The organism is Stappia sp. WLB 29 (genome assembly GCF_023507705.1).
GTDB lineage: Bacteria > Pseudomonadota > Alphaproteobacteria > Rhizobiales > Stappiaceae > Stappia.
Genome location: NZ_JALBGD010000001.1, coordinates 629,370 through 647,422, shown reverse-complemented (window position 1 = coordinate 647,422; position 18,053 = coordinate 629,370). Strand labels below are relative to the sequence as shown.

Genomic DNA, 18,053 nt, shown 5'->3' with positions numbered 1-18,053 from the left:
CATCCAAATTATCGATAATGCAAGCCCGCAAAAACGGGCGGTCAAGGGAGAGGGCCATGGCGGATATCCGGTTGGAGGGGATCGTCAAGGATTACGGATCGGTGCGGGCGATCCATGGCGTGAGCCTCGCCATCGAGGACGGGGAATTCGTCGCCTTCGTCGGGCCGTCGGGATGCGGCAAGTCGACGATGCTGCGGATGATCGCCGGGCTGGAAGAGATCTCCGGCGGCGTCCTGAAGATCGGCGAGCGGGTCGTCAACGACGTGGAGCCGCGCGATCGGGACGTGGCCATGGTGTTCCAGGACTATGCGCTATACCCGCATATGAGCGTGGCCGAGAATATCGGATTCGGCTTGAAGATGAGGGGCTTGAAGGCTTCCGAGATCGAGCCGAAGGTGCGCGAGGCGGCACGTATCCTCCAGATCGAGGCCTATCTCGACCGCAAGCCGGGGCAGCTTTCGGGCGGCCAGCGGCAGCGCGTGGCCATGGGCCGGGCCATCGTGAGGAAGCCCGCCGTGTTCCTGTTCGACGAGCCGCTGTCGAACCTCGACGCCAAGCTGCGCGTCGAAATGCGTACGCAAATCAAGCGCTTGCATGCGATGCTGAAGACGACGACGGTCTATGTCACCCACGACCAGACGGAAGCGATGACCCTGGCCGACCGGGTGGTGGTGCTGCGCGGGGGCAAAATCGTCCAGCAGGGCCATCCGATCGAGCTCTACAGCCGGCCGAACTGCCGGTTCGTCGGCGAGTTCATCGGCTCGCCGCAGATGAACGTGTTCAGCGGAAACATAGACAGATCAGGCGGTTCGCCGGTCCTGCGGGTGGGCGATGCGGCCCTGCGGCTGGGCGAGGTGGCGGCCGCCGACGGGGCGCGGATCGATGTCGGCATCCGACCGGAGCATCTGGCCTTTGCCGGGGACAAGGGGGGCGCCATCGCCCCGGTGGTCGAGGTGTTCGAGCCGCTCGGCTCGGACACGATGGCGATCTGCCGGCTCGGCGGCCAGGAGCTGACGGCCCGGCTGGCGCCGACCGTGGCGCTGCGTCCGAACGAGAGGATAAGTCTGGATTACGAGCTTGCGGACCTGCATTACTTCGACGGCGAAAATGGCGCCCGGATCGAGGCTCTCTGAGTGTTTTCTCTTGTTATGACAAGGGTTTGCGGGCGATAGCGGGATTGAGACGGGTTTTGCAAAATCCCGTCTCGAAATCGCGTTTTTTTGGAGTCCGGGGTTCCAAGACGCCCAAGATCAGGAAAAGGCCGGCCTCGGGCTTCTCCGGGCCGGCCTTTTGCCACTTATCCCCGCGTTCTACTGCGAGGCGCTGTCGACCTGCATCGCCGCCGACCAGTCGGCAAGGAAGGCCTCCTTCTTCAACCGGTCGAGATAGGTGAGCAGGCCGGTGCCGAGGCGGATGGGCAGCAGCGAGCGCCCCTCGGTACCCGGAACGCCGCTGTGGCCGGAGGCGATGGTCGCCTCGGGCAGAAGGGGGATAAGTTCCGGCGAGGTGGCAATGGCCGCCTGGCCCTCCGGCGACAGGAGAAAATTGACGAAGGAAACGGCGGCCCGCTTGTTCGGCGCGGTTTCGGGGATAAAGGCCGTGCGGCTCATCACCAGCGTGTAGTCGTCGAGCAGGTAGTAGCCGATGCGCTCGTCCTCCCGGACCACGCCGAGCGTGTAGGAGCCGATCATGTTGTAACCGTAGACCAGCTCGCCGCGCGCGACCCGGTCGAGCACTTCGCGGGTGCAGCAGAAGGTGCGGGCGCGGGCGCGGCCGAAGGATTCGGCGACGCGCGAGAACTGGTAGCCGCGCTGGGCGTCCTGGGTGGCGAAGAGGTAGCCGACGCCGGACAGGTGGATGTCGTAGGTGCCGACGCGGCCGCGAAAGAAATCGGGATCGTCGCGGATCATGCCGGCGAGCTCGGACCGGGTCTGCGGCAGCGGCCGGTCGGCGAAGGCCGCCTTGTTGTAGACCATCACCACCGGCTCCCAGGTGAAGCCGTAGAGCTCGCCGCGCCAGCGCGCCCATTCGGGCAGGGCATCGGCATTGGGCGGGCGGAAGGCGTAGGCATCGCCGCTGTTCACCAGCTTCGCCTGGAGGTCCATCGAGGAGCTGATGACCACGTCGACCAGGTGGCTGTGCGAGGCGATGGCCTCGTAGAGTTCGGAGGTGTTGTATTCGACATACTCGACCTTGACCGCCGGGTGGGTCGCCTCGAAGCGGGCGATCACCTCCGTCATGGCCGACGTGTCGGTGGCGCTGTAGATGGTGAGCCGCGTCTCGGCCCGGGCGTGGCCGACGGCGGCCAGAGAAAGCGCCGCCGCGCCGAGCACGGCGGCACGGATCCGGCGCAGGGCGCCAAGGCGTGTCCTGGCAAGGGTCGCAAGCGTCATGCCCGTCGTCCTCCCGATTTCGTTTCCGTTCCCCATGGGTGCCGGCGCTGATTTGGCCGCGCCGGTCGCCCGTCTCGATCGTTCAGGCCGGTCCGTCGACCGGCAGGTCCAGCTCGACGCGCAGCCCGCCGAGCCGGCTGTCGGCAAGGGCGAGCCGGCCGCCATGGCTGCGCGCCACCGCGTTGACGATGCTGAGACCGATGCCGGATCCGCCGCCGGCCCGGTTCAGCGAATAGAAGCGCTCCAGCACCTTCTCGCGCTCGGCCGCCGGAATACCGGGGCCGCTGTCGTCGAGCGAGATGCACAGGGCCTCGCGCTCGTCGATGCGCGTGCGCGACAGGCCAATGTCGATGCGGATGTCCTTCGGCCCGTGCCGCGCGGCATTGTCGAGCAGGTTGCGCAGGGCCTCGCGCAGCGCCACCGGATCGGCGACGAGCAGCGCGCTGCCGGCGGGCAGGTCGTCGTGCAGTACGGCGATGTCGATGCCCTCGGTCTCCGGATGGCGCAGGAACTCCTCGACCGAGGTGCGGATCAGCGGCATCAGGTCGATCTTTTCGACCGGCTCGTCGATGCCGCGATGGGTGACCATGGCATGCGACAGCAGCTGGTTGGTGAGGCGGATGGTGCGGGTCGCCTGTTCGGAGGCCCGCTCCAGCCGCTGGCGCATGCGCTCGGGCTCGTCCTGCTCGGCGGCGAGCTGCAACTGCCCCTGCAGGGCGGCGAGCGAGGTGCGCATCTGGTGGGCGACATCGGCGATGAAGGACTGGGCGTGCTCCTTGCTGGTGACGAGGCGACCCATGAAATCGTTGATGGCGCCGATCAGCCCCTCCACCTCGCGCGGCGGCTTGGCGTCGAGCGGGGTCATGTCGGAGGGCTCGCGGCCGCGGATGTCGGCCTCGATGCCGGCGAGCGGGGCCATCGCCCGGTTGATGCCGAGGCGCATGAAGACGAGGCCGAGCACGGCGATGGCGACGAGGCCGGCCAGCCCCTTGGAAAAGAGGTCCATCTGCATGGTGTCGCGGGCAAGCCGCGTGTGGCCGAGCTGCAGCATGATCCAGTCCGGGCCGGTCGGCTCGATGATCAGCTTGCCCTGCAGCACGAAGCGGGAGGTCTCGCGGCTGTAGGGCGCATCGAAGAAGCGGGGCTGGTCGCCGGCGCGCACGCCGCCGGGGGGCAGCGGCAGGTCCGGTTCGCCGGTCAGGGTGCGGCCGCTGAGGCGGAAGACGCGGTAGAAGACGCGGTCTTCCTTGGCAAGGCCGACGATCTCCAGCGCAGAGGAGGGAATGTCGACGATCAGTCCGTCGGGCGTCGGCGAGATGCGCTCCAGGATGGCGATGGCCGAGCCGGCGAGCAGCAGGTCGTAGGTCTGGTTGGCGGCATTGCGCGCATAGGTCCAAAGGCCGATGGAGAGCACGACGAGGAGCGCCAGGAAGCCCGCGACCATGCCGACGGTGAGCCGGCGGCGCAGCGAATAGGGCACGGCGCGTGCTTCCGGCAGGGGCGGCGGCAGCGTCATTCGTCGCGGACGCTCGCGATATAGCCGAGGCCGCGGATGGTGCGGATGGAGAAGGCCGCGCCCTCCAGCTTGCGCCGCAGCCGCGTCATGATCTGCTCGACGGCGTTCAGCGTCGGCACTTCCTCGAAGGTGTAGAGCTTGTCGGCGACCTCCTCCTTGGACAGGACGCGACCGATATTGCCGATCATCACCTCCAGCAGCTGCACCTCGCGCTGGCGCAGGTCGACGTCCTGGCCGTCGACGGTGGCGCGCTTGGCGGCGCGGTCGAAGGTGAAGTTGCCGGCGATGAACAGGTTGCTGGATTCGCCGGCGCGGCGGCGGGCCAGCGCCCGGCAGCGGGCGGCCAGCTCGCGCAGGTCGAACGGCTTGACGATGTAGTCGTCGGCTCCCGCGTCCAGCCCGACGACGCGGTCGTCGATCTCGGAGCGGGCGGTGAGCAGCATGACGGGCGTGTGGTCGCCGCTGAGGCGGAGCTGGCGGAGAATCTCGAAGCCGTTGCGGCCGGGCAGGTTCACGTCCAGCAGGATGAGGTCGAAGGTCTTGTAGCGCAGAAGCTCGCTCGCCTGCTCGCCGTCGGCCTCCCGGTCGATGGCATGACCTTCCCCGCGGAAGCGATCGATGATCGCCTCTGCAAGTTCGTCGTTGTCCTCCACAAGCACGATCCGCATCCCACTTGATTAGTGCAAGCCGTGAGCGGCGGGAAGAAAAACCGCTGCCGCAGGGTTCCCTGTCAGCGTCGCGTCAGCGACGGGTCAAGCTCCGGTCAGCCACGCGGCCTAGTGTCGTGCGATCCATGGACGGTGCCGCCGCTGCGGCCCGATCCGTGCGACAACCGGGAGGACTACATGAAACTCTTCAAGACCGCGGCCGCGGCGCTGATCGCCGCCGGCCTCGCCACCCCTGTATTCGCCGCCGAGATCAACAGGCCCGAGTGCATCGCACCGGCGCAGCCGGGCGGCGGCTTCGACCTGACCTGCCGCGTCGCCCAGACCGGCCTGCAGGGCCAGTTCGACACGCCGATGCAGGTCAGCTTCATGCCGGGCGGCATCGGCGCGGTGGCCATCAACCTGTTCAACACCACCCGCACCGACGACCCGAACGCCATCGTCGCGTTCTCGTCCGGCTCGCTGCTCAACATCGCCACCGGCAAGTACGGCCAGTGGACGGAGAACGACGTGCGGTTCCTGGCCACCGCCGGCGCCGACTTCGGCGCGGTCGTGGTGCGCGCCGACAGCCCGTTCGAGAAGCTGTCCGACCTGATGGACGCGGTGAAGGCCGACGTCTCGTCCGTCGTCTTCGGCGCCGGCGGCTCGGTCGGTTCGCAGGACTGGATGAAGGGCGCGCTGCTGCTGCGGGCCATCGATCAGGATCCGAAGAAGATGCGCTATGTCGCCTTCGACGGCGGCGGCGAGTCCATCGCGGCCCTGCTGGGCGGCAGCATCCAGGTCTATATGGGCGACGTCGGCGAGATGGTCTCCCATATCGGCACCGGCAAGCTGCGCATCCTGGCCGTGATGTCCGACGAGCGGCTGGAGGAGCCCTTCGCCGACATCCCGACCGCCAAGGAGCTGGGTGTCGATGCCGAGTGGACCATCCTGCGCGGCTACTACATGGGCAAGAACGTTTCGGACGAGGCCTACAACGCCTGGGTCGAGAAGTTCCAGAACGCCTTCGCCAGCGAGGAGTTCGCCAAGCTGCAGAAGGAAAAGGGCCTTATGCCGCTGAACCTCGCCGGTGCGGAACTCGACGAGTCGATCAAGCAGCGCATCGCGCGCCTGCGCGAGATCGCCCGCGAAGCCGGCCTGATCCAGTAACGCGAAAAGGCCGCAAGGCGGCCAGGGAGGCCGGCAGCACGGGCCGACGGCGCGGGACAGGCGCCGCCGGCCCAATGCCAACCGGGCCCCATGCCAAACGGGAAGGGAGGACGACATGGCAGACCGCGTCTTTGCGGGTGCGATCCTCGTGATCGCGCTGCTCTATACCTATATCGCCTTCACAGTCATCGAGGCGCCGTTCCAGTACGACCCGCTGGGACCCGAGAGCTGGCCACGCATCCTGGGAATTTTCGCCATGGCGTGTGCCCTCTACCTCGTCATCCGTCCGGATGTCGCGCAACTCGGCACCTCGACCAAAACCCTTGGGCGTCTCGCCGTCGTGGTGGTTCTGCTTTTCGCCTACGGATACCTGTTCGAACGGCTGGGCTTCATCCTGTCGACATGGCTGTTCTGCGCCACGCTTGCCTGGATGCTGGGCGCCGCGCCGTTGCGCGCGGTTCTGTTCGGTGCCGCGGCCGGCATCGTCGGGTTTTTCGTCTGCACGACGTTGCTGGAACTCAACCTGCCGGTCGGTCTGACCGCATTCCTTACGTGAGGTCCCCATGGATGCCGTCTTCAGCGGGCTTTCGGCGGGCTTCGCCGTCGCCTTGGATCCGTTCAACCTGTTTCTCGTCCTGATCGGCTGCTTTGCCGGAACGCTCATCGGCGCGCTTCCCGGCATCGGTCCGATCAACGGCGTGGCGATCCTGCTGCCCATCGCCTACAGCCTCGGCTTTCCGCCGGAATCGGCGCTGATCCTGCTCGCGGGCATCTATTACGGCGCCGAGTACGGAGGGCGCATCTCGTCGATCCTGCTCAACGTGCCCGGCGACGCCAGCGCGGTGATGACGACGCTGGACGGCAACCCGATGGCCAAGCGCGGCGAGGCGGGACGTGCCCTGTCGCTGTCGGCGGTGGCGTCCTTCGTCGGCGGGACCTTCTCGGTGATTCTGGTGACGCTGTTCGGGCCCATGCTCGCCGCCTATGCGGTGACCTTCTCGCCGTCCGACTATGTTGCGCTGATGGTCTTCGCCTTCGCGACCCTCGCTTCCCTGGTCGGATCCAATGCGGTGAAGACGCTGCTGGCGGCGTTGCTCGGGCTGATGCTGGCCTCGATCGGCATCGACGCCAATACGGGCGTTGCCCGCTACACGTTCGGCATTCCCGACATCCTCGCCGGCATCGACTTTCTCGTGGTGGTCATCGGCCTGTTCGGCATGGCGGAGCTGATCCATCTCGTCGAGCAGCAGGTCACCGGCAAGCTGAAGCCGCTGGCGCTCGACAAGAGCTTCGTCTCGATGAAGGACCTTGCGCTCACCAGGTGGACGATCCTGCGCTCCGCGGTGATCGGCTTCTTCATCGGCATCCTGCCGGGCACCGGCGCCTCGGTCGCCTCCGCGGTCGCCTATGGCACGGAGAAGCGCCTGGCCAAGGATTCGGACAACTTCGGCAAGGGCGACATCCGGGGCCTCGCCGCACCGGAATCGGCCAACAACGCGGCCGCGGGCGGCGCGATGGTGCCGATGCTGACGCTCGGCATTCCCGGCTCGGGAACGACGGCGATCCTGCTCGGCGCCCTGCTGCTGTTCAACGTCACGCCGGGGCCGCTGATGTTCGAGCAGCGACCCGAGATCGCCTGGGGCCTGATCGCGTCGATGTATATCGGCAACGTCGCGCTGCTGGTCATCAACCTGCCGCTGGTCGGGCTGTTCGCCCGGTTGCTGACGGTGCCGCAGCAGTACCTGACGCCGATGATCGCGGTGCTGGCCTTCATCGGCGTCTACTCGGTCGTCAGCAACCCGCATGACCTCTATATGATCACGCTGCTCGGCGTGGTCGGCTGGGTCCTGCGCAAGCTGGACTTCTCGCTGGCCCCGGTGATCCTCGGTTTCGTGCTGGGCAGCCTGTTCGAGAACAACCTGCGCCGCGCCCTGTCGATCTCGGGCGGCGACTGGTCGATCCTCCTCGACTCCGGCAATGCCATCGTACTCTACGTACTGGCGGCCGTCGTGGTGGTCGTGCCGATCTGGCTCGGCCGTCGCAAGAAGAAGGTGGCCGAGGCGTGACGGGCATGCGGTGGCGCAGCCTTGCCGTCGCCCTCGCGGCCGGGCTTGCCGGTGCGGGAGCGGCGACGCTGGCAGGGCTGCCCGCCGCCGCGCTGATCGGCAGCACCGTCGCGGTGACGCTCGCCGCGATGCTGGGCCTTGCGCCCGCCGTGCCGGGCCTGTTGCGCAACTGCGCCTTCCTGGTGATCGGCGTGACCCTGGGAGCCGGGGTCACGCCGCATTTTCTCTCCGACATCGCCAAATGGCCGGTGAGCCTTGCCATGCTGGCGGCGACCATCGCCGCGGTGATGGCGGTGTCGGGCGCGATCCTGCAGCGCGGCTACGGCCTCGATGCGGCGACCGCGCGGCTCGCCACCTCGCCCGGCGCGCTGAGCTACTGCCTGTCGCTGGCCGCCTCCGGCGTCGGCGACCTGCGCGCCGTCATGGTGCTGCAGAGCCTGCGGTTGCTGGTGATCACGGTGCTGCTGCCGCCGGTGATCGCGCTGATCGACAGTGCGCCGAGCGGGGCGGTGCTGACGACGATGGGCGAGATCGGCTACGGCGCGGCGGTGGTGATCCTGATCGCCGGGTTCGCGGCCGGGCTGGCCGGCGACCGGCTCGGCGTGCCGGCGGCCTATCTGCTCGCCGGCCTGATCCTGAGCGCCGCGACCCATGCGGCCGGCCTCGTCGAGGGACGGCTGCCGCTGCCGCTGACCTTCCTGGGGTTCACAGTGACGGGCGCGGTGATCGGCGCAAGGTTCAGCGGGTTGACGGCCAAGGAATTGCGGCTGCTCGGCGTTGCCGGCCTGGCCGCGGCCAGCGTGGCGCTGGCGATCTCCGCGGCGGCGAGCTGGCTCACCGCCGCGATGACCGGGCTGCCGTTCGGGCAGGTGTGGGTGGCCTTCGCGCCGGGCGGCGTCGAGGCGATGTCGTCGATGGCGCTGGCGCTCGGCTACGACCCGGTTTATGTGGCGACGCACCACGTCTTCCGCATCCTGGCGCTGTTCGCCGCGATGCCGTTCCTCGTCGGCCGCCGCAAGGGCGGGTAGGGGCGGCCGCTTACGCCGCCGCGCCGAAGGTCTCGCGCTCGCTGGAGATGCCGTCCAGGAACTCGCGGTCGAGGCGCACGCCGATGCCGGGGCCTTCCGGAACGGGCATCATGCCGTCCTCGGTCTCCAGCCATTCCACCGTCAGGTCCTTGCGGAAATAGCGCCGCGCGCTCGACGTGTCGCCGGGCTTGCGGAAGTTCGGTAGGGTCGACATGTGGATGTTGTGGGCGCGGCCGATGCCGGATTCCAGCATGCCGCCGCACCACACCGGAACGCTCCAGGCCTCCGCGATGTCATGGATGCGCCGGGCCTCCAGATGGCCGCCGACGCGCCCGACCTTGATGTTGACGACGCGGGCGGCATCGCTCGCCAGCGCCTTGCGGGCATCGGCGGCCGAGCGGATGCTCTCGTCGAGACAAACGGCCGTTGCGATGCGCGACTGCAGCACGGCGTGGTCGTGGATGTCGTCATAGGCGAGCGGCTGCTCGATATATTCGAGATCGTAGGCGTCGAGCGCCTTGAGGATCCGCAGATCCGCGAGCGAGTAGGCGGTGTTGGCATCGACGCTGATCCGCGCGTCCGGCAGGGCGGCACGCACCCTGGCGACCAGCTCGACATCGTGGCCCGGCTCGATCTTCAGCTTGATGCGCTTGTAGCCTTGCGCGTGGTGACGCTTGGCCGCCTCGACGGTCGCCTCGATGTCCTGCAGGCCGAGCGACACGCCGACGGCGACCTTGTCGCCGGTGCCGCCGAGCAGGGTCTTGAGCGGCAGTCCGAGCGCCTTGGCCCACAGGTCCCAGAAGGCCATCTCGACGGTGGCCTTGGCCATCCAGTGGCCGCGCCAGGGGGCGAGCACCTTTTCCAGCTCCTGCGGGTTCTCGAAGCTCTTTCCGACCACGTTGGGCAGGATCGCCTCGCGCAGGAAGTAGGTGGCGGCGGAGATGGTATCGTCGAGATAGTCGGGCAGCGGGTCCATCACGCCTTCGGCATAGCCTTCCAGCGCGCCGGACTTCAGCACCAGCAGCGGAAACACCTTCTCGTGCATGGTGCCGGTGGAGGTGGTGAAGGGCGAGATCAGCGGCAGGCGGACGATGTGCAGTTCGGCGCTGTCGATGGTGAGGGGCAGCTGCCGGGTGGCGATGGGGCGTGTCATTTCATTGACCTTTTGGGTAGTGGGAAGCCGGCCGGACAAGGAGGCGGCTTCGGGAACGGCAGAAGATCAGGTGTCAGGGCTGGCGGCCGGCACGGTGAGCGCGGAAGCGAGCAGGCGGCGGGTGTAGTCGTGCTGCGGGGCGGCGAAGAGCGCCTCGGCATCGGCGACCTCGACGAGGCGGCCGGACTGCATGACCGCGACCCGGTCGGCGATGTATTCGACCACCGCCAGATCGTGGCTGATGAAAAGATAGGTGAGGCCGAACTCGGCCCGCAGCTCCATCAGGAGGTTCAGCACCTCCGCCTGCACGGAGACGTCGAGAGCCGAGGTCGGCTCGTCGCAGACGACGATTTCGGGCCGCGAGATCAGCGCGCGGGCGATGGCAACGCGCTGGCGCTGGCCGCCGGACATCTGGCTCGGATAGGCCTCCAGCATGCGCTCGGGCATGCGCAGGATGTCGAGCAGCTCGCGCACCCGGCGCAGCCGCTCGGACGCAGCGACCCCGCCGGCGATGACCAGCGGCGCCTCGATGATCTGGCGCACGGTCTTGCGCGGGTTGAGCGAGGAATAGGGATCCTGGAACACCGGCTGCACGCGGGCGGCGAAGGCGCGGCGGCGGATCGAGGCGACGGGCGCGCCGTCGAGGAACACCTCGCCGGAGCTCGGCGCCTCGAGCCCGAGCAGGATGCGCGACAGGGTGCTCTTGCCGGAGCCGGACTCGCCGACCAGCGCCAGCACCTCGCCGCGGCGCAACTGCAGGCTGACGCCGTCCAGCGCATGCAGGTCGCGTGGCTTTCCGAACATGCCGCCACCGATGCGATAGGTGCGGCGGACGTCGCGCAGTTCCATGACGATGTCGCTCATGACTTTTTCGCTCATGAGGAGGCCTCCGGCGCGTCTTCGGTCCAGCGGATGGCGCCGAGCGTGTCGCGGCCCCAGCGCATGCCCCGGCGGGGCACGGAGGAGAGCAGCGCCCTGGTGTAGGGATGTTTGGGGTGGCCGAGCAGCTCGCCGACCGGGCCGCCGTCGACGGTGCGCCCGCCATACATGACCTGCACGCGCCCGGCGATGCGGGCGACGACGCCGATGTCGTGGCTGATGAAGATCATGGCGAGGCCGCGCTCCTGCTGCAGGGAGGCGAGCAGGTCGAGGATCTGCGCCTGCACGGTGACGTCGAGCGCGGTGGTCGGCTCGTCGGCGATGATCAGCTGCGGATCGCACAGCAGCGCCATGGCGATCATCACGCGCTGGCGCAGGCCTCCGGAGAGCTGGTGCGGATAAACCCCGAGCCGCTCGCGCGGATGCGGGATGCCGACCCGGTCGAGCAGATCGACGGCGGCCTCCAGCGCCTCGCGCTTGCTGCCGCGGCGATGGCGGGCCCAAGTCTCGCTCATCTGCCGGCCGATGGTCAGCACCGGGTTCAGCGCGGTCATCGGCTCCTGGAAGATCATCGCCATGCGGTCGCCGCGGATGTCGGCCATCTGCCGCTCGCTCATGGCGAGAAGATCGGTGTCGCCAAGGCGCATCTCGTCGGCGGCGACGGAGATGCGGCCGGGCAGCAGGCGCATGATCGCCATCGAGGTGACCGACTTGCCGCAGCCGCTCTCGCCGACGATGCCGAGCGTCTCGCCGGCGCCGACCTCGATGTCGACGCCGCGCACCGCCTCGAGCGGCTCGCCATGGGTGGGGATCGTGACCTTCAGATTGCGGACGGAAAGGACGCTCATGACCGGCCCTCCGGGGTCAGCACGTCGCGAAGGCCGTCGCCGATCAGGTTGATGCCGAGCACCAGGATGGCGATGGCGGCGCCGGGAAGGGCGATCAGGCGGGCGTCGAAGAAGACGAGGCCCTTGCCTTCCGAGACCATCAGGCCCCAGGACGGGGTCGGCGGCTGGACGCCGAGGCCGAGGAAGGACAGCGCCGATTCCAGCAAGATGGCATGGGCGACCTCCAGCGAGCCGATCACGACGAGCGGGCCGATGAGGTTCGGCAACAGCTCGACGACAAGAATGCGCGGGGTGGAGGCGCCCATGGCGCGGGCGGCGGTGACGAATTCCTGGTTGCGCAGCTGCTGGGTGGCCGAGCGCACGACGACGGCGAAGCGGTCCCACAGCAACAGGCTGAGCACCGTGACGACGATCCACAGGTCGCCGCCGAACAGGGAGACGACGGCCAGCGCCACCAGCACCACCGGCAGCGCCAGGCGCACCGAAACGATGAAGGTGACGACGCTGTCGACGCGGCCGCCGAAATAGCCGGCGAGCAGGCCGAGCGTGGTGCCGATCAGCCCGGAGCCGATGGCGGCGGAAATGCCGATCAGCAGCGAGATGCGGGCGCCGAACAGGATACGCGAGAGATAGTCGCGCCCCAGGGCGTCGGTGCCGAAGATGTGCTCCCAGCTGCCCTTTTCAGCCCAGACCGGCGGCAGCAGCCGCTTCGACAGGTCCTGGGCGTAAGGGTCGTGCGGGGCGATCAGCGGGGCGAAGAGGGCGATCAGGACGACCGCCAGCACGATGGCGCCGCCGATCACGAGGCCGCGGTGTTCCCTCGCACGCTTGAGCAGGATGCGACGCGGCGAGGGATGGGGCAGGCGGGCCGGGGCCGCCGGGATCGAGGATGTGTTTGTGCTCATGGGATCAGCTCACGCGGATGCGGGGATCGAGCCAGGCATTGATCACATCCGCGAGGAAGGTCAGCCAGACGTAGATCATGGCGTAGACGAGAATGATCGCCTGAATGGTGGGGAAGTCGTTGCGGGCGATGCTCTCCCAGGCCAGCAGGCCGATGCCGCGGATGCCGAAGACGCTTTCCACCACGACCGAGCCGCCGAGGATGAAGCCGAACTCGACCGCCGCGACGCTGATCACCGGCAGGATGGCGTTGCGGATCGCGTGGCCGAAGATCACCTGGCGCGGCAGCAGGCCCTTGGCGCGGGCGGTGCGCACATAGTCGGAGGAGAGCGCGTCGATCATGCCGGCGCGGCACAGGCGCAGCATGGAGGGCGCGGCGTAGTAGCCGAGCACCAGGGCGGGCAGCACGAAATGGGCGAGCGTCTGCGAGCCCGAGACCGGCAGCACCCGAAGCTTGACCGCGAAGAGCCAGATCAGCATCAGGCCGAGCCAGAAGCTAGGCGTCGCCTGGCCGATGGTGCCGAAGGTGAGCGCGGCGCGGTCGGGCAGGCGGTTTTGGCGGATGGCGGCGACGATGCCGAGCGGGATCGCCAGCAGAATGGCGACGCCGATGGCCAACACGCCGAGCGTGGCGGTGGCCGGGAAGCGCTCGGCCAGAAGGTCGACCACCGGCTTGCTGAAATAGATGCTGTCGCCGAAATTCCCTTGCACGGCGCGGCCGATCCATTCGGCATATTGCACCGGGATCGGCCGGTCGAAACCGTAGCGGGCGCGGATGACGGCGATGTCGTCTTCCGTCGCGCCCTCGCCGGCGATGGCGATGGCGGGATCGCCGGACACGAACATCAGGCCGAAGCTGATGCCGGAGACGACGAGGGCAACGAGCGCTGCAATCGCCAGGCGTTTGAGGGTGAAGCGGATCATGCCGGGCCTTTGACTGGTCTGGACCTTCGACGAGAGGCCTTCGATTGGGGCCGGTAAGGGCGGCGGCCGGGTGCGGCGAGCCGCCGGCAGCGCCGTTGCCGCGCAGGTATCATGCGCCAAGCGAAGGCCGTTCCGGCGGCGTTCGGGAGCAGCCGGGCTGGCGGTCAGGATACTCTGGCAGACAGAAAAGCGAAGCGAACCGGTGCCGCATCCGGGCGCGGCACCGGTCCTTGCCGTTACTTCCAGCTGGTTGCGTAGAAGCGGGGCAATTCGTCAGCCGACGGGGTGAAGTCGAGCTGTGCGTTGTAGCTGTAGTTCTTGGTGTAGCTGAACAGCGGCAGCCAGTAGGCCTCGTCGGCGATCAGCTGCAGGGCCTCGGCATAGCTGGCGAGGCGCACGTCGCGGTCGCTGGCGAGGTCGGCGCGGCGGATGGCCTCCTGCAGGGCCGGGTCCTTGGCCGGATCGTCCGGACCGCCGCCGAAGAAGTAGCTGGTGATGGCCGACACGTCCGGGATCGAGGACGAACCCCAGGTCATGTTGGCGACCGGCGCCTTGCCTTCGCGGATCAGGTCGCGGGCGGCGGAATACTGCAGCCAGCGCAGATCGGCCTTGATGCCCACCTTGGCGAGATCGCCCATGATCGCCTCGGTGACCTCGCGGTCGCGATAGCCGTAGAGGTCGACGGAGAAGCCGTCCGCCTTGCCGGCCTCGGCAAGCAGGGCCTTGGCCTTTTCCGGGTCGTAGTCATAGGCCGTGACGTCGTCGGTGCAGCCGAACTGGCTCGGATGGCAGGCGGCGTTCACCACCTCGCTGTTCTCGCCCATCAGGTACTTGGCGATGCGGGCACGGTCGATCGCATGGCCGACGGCCTTGCGGACCTTGGCGTCGGTGAAGACGTCGGTGCCGCTGGTGCCCTTCAGGTCGAAGGTCAGGTAGCTGATGCGCATGGTCGGCGCGTTGACCGAGGTCAGGTGCGGCGCCTGGGCGAGGTTCTCGGCCTGGTCGTTGCTGATGCCCCAGACCCAGTCGATGCCGCCGGTCATCAGCTCGGCGATCTGCGTCGCCGCATCGGTGATGGTGCGGTAGGTAAGCGTCGCGATCTGCGGCTTGCCCTTGGGACCGTCGAAATAGGCCTCGTTCGCCTCCATGACGACCGTGTCGCCATTGCCGAAGCTGGTGACCTTGTACGGGCCGGTGCCGACCGGGGGCACGGCGGCGAAGCGCTTGGTGCCGTCGCTGCCGGTCTCGGCCTTGTCGAAATGGCCGTCCGGCAGAATCGGCAGGACCAGCGCCAGATAGGAGAGGGCAGCCGGGAAGGGCTCGTTCAGCTGGATACGCACGGTGCGCTCGCCGACGGCCTCCGCCGACTTGATCCACTTGATGTCGCCGTAGTTGAGAACGCCGTTCTTCTCGTCGATGACGAAGTTCAGCGTGTAGACCACGTCCTCGGGGCCGAAGCTGCTGCCGTCGTGGAAGGTGACGCCCTCGCGCAGGTCGAATTCCAGCGTCAGCGGGTCGATCTGGCGCCATTCGGTCGCCAGCAGCGGCTTGAACTCCTGCGCGTCCTGATCCCAGAAAACGAGACCGTCATAGACGTGCTGGGCGACGACGACCGCCTCGCGGGAGGTGTCGAAATAGGTGTCGGCAGCGGTCAGCTCCTTCTGGGCGGACCAGATCAGGCTGTTGTCGTCCGGACCAGCAAGCGCGGTGCCGAACGGTGCCGACAGCACCAGGGCAGCGGCGAGCGCGGTGCCGAGCTTGAGGGATTTCAGGGACATACTACGGGACATGGGGACCTCCTGGGCGCTGGATCGCCCTTTGATCGACACTTTTTGTGATCGATATTTTGTAGTAGCTATCGAATAGTGATTATCGACAGCGATATTTAAATGTGACAACATAATGCTTGTCAAGCGGCGCCCGGTCGTGCGGCTTAGGGAAAACGCGTCCCGGGCGGCTGCAGCGGGCGCGCAGGATGGACCAAGGCATTCATGGTGCTCCGGTTTTCGCCGGCGAAAACGGGCGGTGGATTTTTCTGGTGCTCGGGATCGCCGGCAAGCGGAAGGCGCCAGTGGGAGATGGTTGGAAGATGAGCGAACAGACCAGGTCGCCGGTGCTGGCAAGCACGCTGGAGCGGGGCATGCGGGTGCTGGCGCTGTTTCGCGACCACCATGTGGCGCTGAGCCTGACCGAGATCGCCGAATCCGCCGGGCTGGAGAAGAGCGCGGCGCAGCGGCTGACCTACACGCTGCATGCGCTCGGCTATCTGGACCGCGACGACAAGACCCGCCGCTATCGCCCGGGCCTGAGGATGCTCGACCTCGCCTATGCGTTCCTGATCCACGACCGGCTGCTGGAGCGCGCGCTGCCGCGGATGATCGAGGTCAGCCGGACGCTGCGCACCACCGTCAATCTCGGCGTGCTGGACGGGCACGAGGTCGTCTACAAGGCGCGGATCCCGCACACCAGCCTTGCCTACGACACGACGCTGATCGGCGTACGCCAACCGGCGGCGGTGACGGCGGTGGGGCAGGTGATCGCCGCCTTCTCGCCGCCCGAGGTGCTGGAGCGGATGATGGAGCCGGGCCTGCCGGAGCCGGTGACGCCCTTCACCTGCCAGGACCCGCGAATCGTGCGGGACCGTGTGGCGCAGGCGCAGCGCGACGGCTATGTCATCACCAACCAGCAGATCATGCTGCAGGAGATCGTCATCGCCGCGCCGGTGATCGGCGCCAACCGCCAGGCGGTCGCGGCGATCAGCATGCCCGTCTACATCCCCGAGTGGAGCGAGGAACGGGTCAAGCGCGAACTGGTGCCGGCGATCACCGATGCGTCGCGGACGATTTCGTCTGTGGTGGCCTTGGCCTGAAGAGGCTCAACCGAAAAAGCCGAGCGTGACGGCGGCCAGCACCGCATAGCGACCGGTCTTGGCGATGGCCACCAGCACCAGGACGGTCACGAATCTCTCGCGCATCACGCCGGCGGCGAGCGTCAGCGGATCGCCGATGATCGGCATCCAGGACAGAAGCAGCGACCACTTGCCCCAGCGGGCGTACCAGCCTTGCGCGCGGGTGAGGGCGGCCTCTCCGACCGGGAACCAGCGGCGATGGCGGAAGCGCTCGATGCCGCGCCCCAGCGCCCAGTTAATGATCCCGCCGAGCGTGTTGCCGAGGCTGGCGACGGCGATCAGCAGCAAGACGGGCCGGCCGCTGAGCAGCAGGCCGGCCAGCACCGCCTCCGACTGCATCGGCAGCAGCGTCGCCGCGCCGAGGGCCGAGAGGAACAACCCGCCATAGACCCCGATCTCCACCATCATGAGGCCGCGATTGCCATGCCGCCGAGCCCGGCGACCAGCACCGCCACCCAGGGCGGCGCCTTCCAAGCGGTCAGCAGCACGAAGCAGGCGAGCGTCAGGGTGAACTGCGCCGGCGTCGCGACCGCGTTGGTGAAGACCGGGTCGTAGAGCGCCGCGCCCAGAATGCCGACGACGGCGGCATTGGCCCCGGCCATCGCGGCGCGCGCGCCCGTGCGGGCGCGGAACGCCTCCCAGAACGGGAGGACGCCGACGAGCAGCAGCAGGCCCGGCAGGAAGACGGCGATGAGCGCCAGCCCCGCCCCGGCGATGCCGTTCGGCGGCAGGGCGAGCACCGTGCCGAGATAGGCGGCGAAGGTGAAGAGCGGGCCGGGGACGGCCTGCGCCGCGCCATAGCCGGCAAGGAAGCTTTCGGCGCTCATCCAGCCGCCGCGCACGACTTCGGCCTCCAGCAGCGGCAGCACCACATGGCCGCCGCCGAAGACCAGCGCGCCGGCGCGGTAGAAGGCATCGACCACCGCCAGCGCCTGCGAGGGCGCGACAAGCTGGGCGAGCGGCAGGCCGACCAGCAGCAGGACGAAGAGCGTAAGGCAGGCAAGGCCGATGCGGCGGGACACGGGCGCGCGGGAGGCGGGTGCAGGCAGGCCGCCGGAGCCGGCGGCAGGGAGCCTCAGCGTCACCCCGGCGAGGGCGGCGAGCGCGATGGCGCCGACCTGGGCCAGCGCTCCGCCGATCAGCAACACCAGCGCTGCGGCGGCAAGCGCCAGCGTCGCGCGCTCCCGGTCGGGGCACAGGGCGCGGGCCATGCCGAGCACCGCATGGGCGACGATGGCGACGGCGACGAGCTTCAGCCCCGTAACGAGGCCCTGGCCGACGGGTCCGGAAAACAGCGGCGCGCCGAGCGCGAAGGCGACGAGCAGCAAGGCGGACGGCAGGGTGAAGGCGGTCCAGGCGGCAAGGGCGCCGAGCGGGCCGGCGCGCCTCAGCCCGAGCGCGAAGCCGACCTGGCTGGAGGCCGGGCCGGGCAGGAACTGGCACAGGGCGACGAGATCGGCATAGGCGGCTTCGTCCAGCCACTTGCGGCGCAGCACCAACTCGTCCCGGAAGTAGCCGAGATGGGCGATCGGGCCGCCGAAGGAGGTGAGGCCGAGCTTGAGGAAGGCGCCGAAGACTTCCCCGGCGCTGCCGCGCGGCGGCATTGCGGGGGCCGCTGGCT

Annotated in this window: 17 protein-coding genes; 6 read left to right on the top strand and 11 right to left on the bottom strand. The window is 68.4% G+C overall.

Annotation, left to right across the window (positions count from 1 at the left end; all coding sequences use genetic code 11):
• Positions 1 to 56 precede the first annotated feature (56 nt).
• Entirely contained in the window at positions 57 to 1,133 is a 1,077-nt protein-coding gene (locus MNI96_RS02990) for an ABC transporter ATP-binding protein (RefSeq protein ID WP_249690245.1), read from the top strand.
• Between the two features lie 177 nt (positions 1,134 to 1,310).
• Here the strand turns inward: MNI96_RS02990 and MNI96_RS02985 are convergent, their stop codons facing one another.
• The 3 genes from MNI96_RS02985 to MNI96_RS02975 all read right to left on the bottom strand — a co-directional run bounded on the left by MNI96_RS02985 (position 1,311) and on the right by MNI96_RS02975 (position 4,577).
• Positions 1,311 to 2,393, bottom strand: coding sequence for an ABC transporter substrate-binding protein (locus MNI96_RS02985; protein WP_249690243.1), 1,083 nt, complete (start codon positions 2,391 to 2,393; stop codon positions 1,311 to 1,313).
• A gap of 82 nt (positions 2,394 to 2,475) precedes the next feature.
• A complete protein-coding gene (locus tag MNI96_RS02980; RefSeq protein ID WP_249690241.1) occupies positions 2,476 to 3,909 on the bottom strand; it encodes a sensor histidine kinase in 1,434 nt (477 codons plus the stop codon).
• A complete protein-coding gene (locus MNI96_RS02975) occupies positions 3,906 to 4,577 on the bottom strand; it encodes a response regulator transcription factor (RefSeq protein WP_249690239.1) in 672 nt (223 codons plus the stop codon). Before MNI96_RS02975 ends, MNI96_RS02980 begins: the two co-directional genes overlap by 4 nt.
• A gap of 177 nt (positions 4,578 to 4,754) precedes the next feature.
• Between MNI96_RS02975 and MNI96_RS02970 the strand changes: the two genes are divergently transcribed.
• From MNI96_RS02970 to MNI96_RS02955, 4 genes are all read left to right on the top strand, one after another.
• The gene (locus MNI96_RS02970; protein WP_249690237.1) at positions 4,755 to 5,723 is read left to right on the top strand and encodes a tripartite tricarboxylate transporter substrate binding protein; all 969 of its coding nucleotides are present in this window, start codon (positions 4,755 to 4,757) and stop codon (positions 5,721 to 5,723) included.
• A 115-nt stretch (positions 5,724 to 5,838) separates the two neighbouring features.
• Complete coding sequence (locus tag MNI96_RS02965) at positions 5,839 to 6,279, top strand: tripartite tricarboxylate transporter TctB family protein (RefSeq protein WP_249690235.1); 441 nt, start codon at positions 5,839 to 5,841, stop codon at positions 6,277 to 6,279.
• Between the two features lie 7 nt (positions 6,280 to 6,286).
• A complete protein-coding gene (locus tag MNI96_RS02960; RefSeq protein WP_249690233.1) occupies positions 6,287 to 7,789 on the top strand; it encodes a tripartite tricarboxylate transporter permease in 1,503 nt (500 codons plus the stop codon).
• A gap of 5 nt (positions 7,790 to 7,794) precedes the next feature.
• Entirely contained in the window at positions 7,795 to 8,817 is a 1,023-nt protein-coding gene (locus MNI96_RS02955) for an AbrB family transcriptional regulator (protein ID WP_249690409.1), read from the top strand.
• 10 nt (positions 8,818 to 8,827) lie between these two features.
• Here the strand turns inward: MNI96_RS02955 and menC are convergent, their stop codons facing one another.
• The 6 genes from menC to MNI96_RS02925 all read right to left on the bottom strand — a co-directional run bounded on the left by menC (position 8,828) and on the right by MNI96_RS02925 (position 15,314).
• Positions 8,828 to 9,970, bottom strand: a complete 1,143-nt coding sequence (gene menC, locus MNI96_RS02950; RefSeq protein ID WP_249690231.1) for an o-succinylbenzoate synthase — start codon at positions 9,968 to 9,970, stop codon at positions 8,828 to 8,830.
• A 66-nt stretch (positions 9,971 to 10,036) separates the two neighbouring features.
• The gene (locus MNI96_RS02945) at positions 10,037 to 10,849 is read right to left on the bottom strand and encodes an ATP-binding cassette domain-containing protein (protein ID WP_249690230.1); all 813 of its coding nucleotides are present in this window, start codon (positions 10,847 to 10,849) and stop codon (positions 10,037 to 10,039) included.
• Positions 10,846 to 11,697 (bottom strand): ABC transporter ATP-binding protein, encoded by an 852-nt coding sequence (locus MNI96_RS02940; protein WP_249690228.1) that lies wholly within the window; start codon positions 11,695 to 11,697, stop codon positions 10,846 to 10,848. Before MNI96_RS02940 ends, MNI96_RS02945 begins: the two co-directional genes overlap by 4 nt.
• Complete coding sequence (locus MNI96_RS02935) at positions 11,694 to 12,602, bottom strand: ABC transporter permease (RefSeq protein ID WP_249690226.1); 909 nt, start codon at positions 12,600 to 12,602, stop codon at positions 11,694 to 11,696. Before MNI96_RS02935 ends, MNI96_RS02940 begins: the two co-directional genes overlap by 4 nt.
• A gap of 4 nt (positions 12,603 to 12,606) precedes the next feature.
• Positions 12,607 to 13,524, bottom strand: a complete 918-nt coding sequence (locus tag MNI96_RS02930) for an ABC transporter permease (protein ID WP_249690224.1) — start codon at positions 13,522 to 13,524, stop codon at positions 12,607 to 12,609.
• Positions 13,525 to 13,760: 236 nt separating this feature from the next.
• Positions 13,761 to 15,314, bottom strand: a complete 1,554-nt coding sequence (locus MNI96_RS02925) for an ABC transporter substrate-binding protein (protein WP_249690222.1) — start codon at positions 15,312 to 15,314, stop codon at positions 13,761 to 13,763.
• A 299-nt stretch (positions 15,315 to 15,613) separates the two neighbouring features.
• Between MNI96_RS02925 and MNI96_RS02920 the strand changes: the two genes are divergently transcribed.
• Complete coding sequence (locus tag MNI96_RS02920) at positions 15,614 to 16,393, top strand: IclR family transcriptional regulator (RefSeq protein WP_249690220.1); 780 nt, start codon at positions 15,614 to 15,616, stop codon at positions 16,391 to 16,393.
• A gap of 6 nt (positions 16,394 to 16,399) precedes the next feature.
• Here the strand turns inward: MNI96_RS02920 and MNI96_RS02915 are convergent, their stop codons facing one another.
• Together MNI96_RS02915 and chrA are read right to left on the bottom strand one after the other, a co-directional pair.
• A complete protein-coding gene (locus MNI96_RS02915) occupies positions 16,400 to 16,837 on the bottom strand; it encodes a YqaA family protein (protein ID WP_249690408.1) in 438 nt (145 codons plus the stop codon).
• Positions 16,837 to 18,036 (bottom strand): chromate efflux transporter, encoded by a 1,200-nt coding sequence (chrA, locus tag MNI96_RS02910; protein WP_249690406.1) that lies wholly within the window; start codon positions 18,034 to 18,036, stop codon positions 16,837 to 16,839. The genes MNI96_RS02915 and chrA overlap by 1 nt, the downstream gene beginning before the upstream one ends.
• Positions 18,037 to 18,053: the final 17 nt, after the last annotated feature.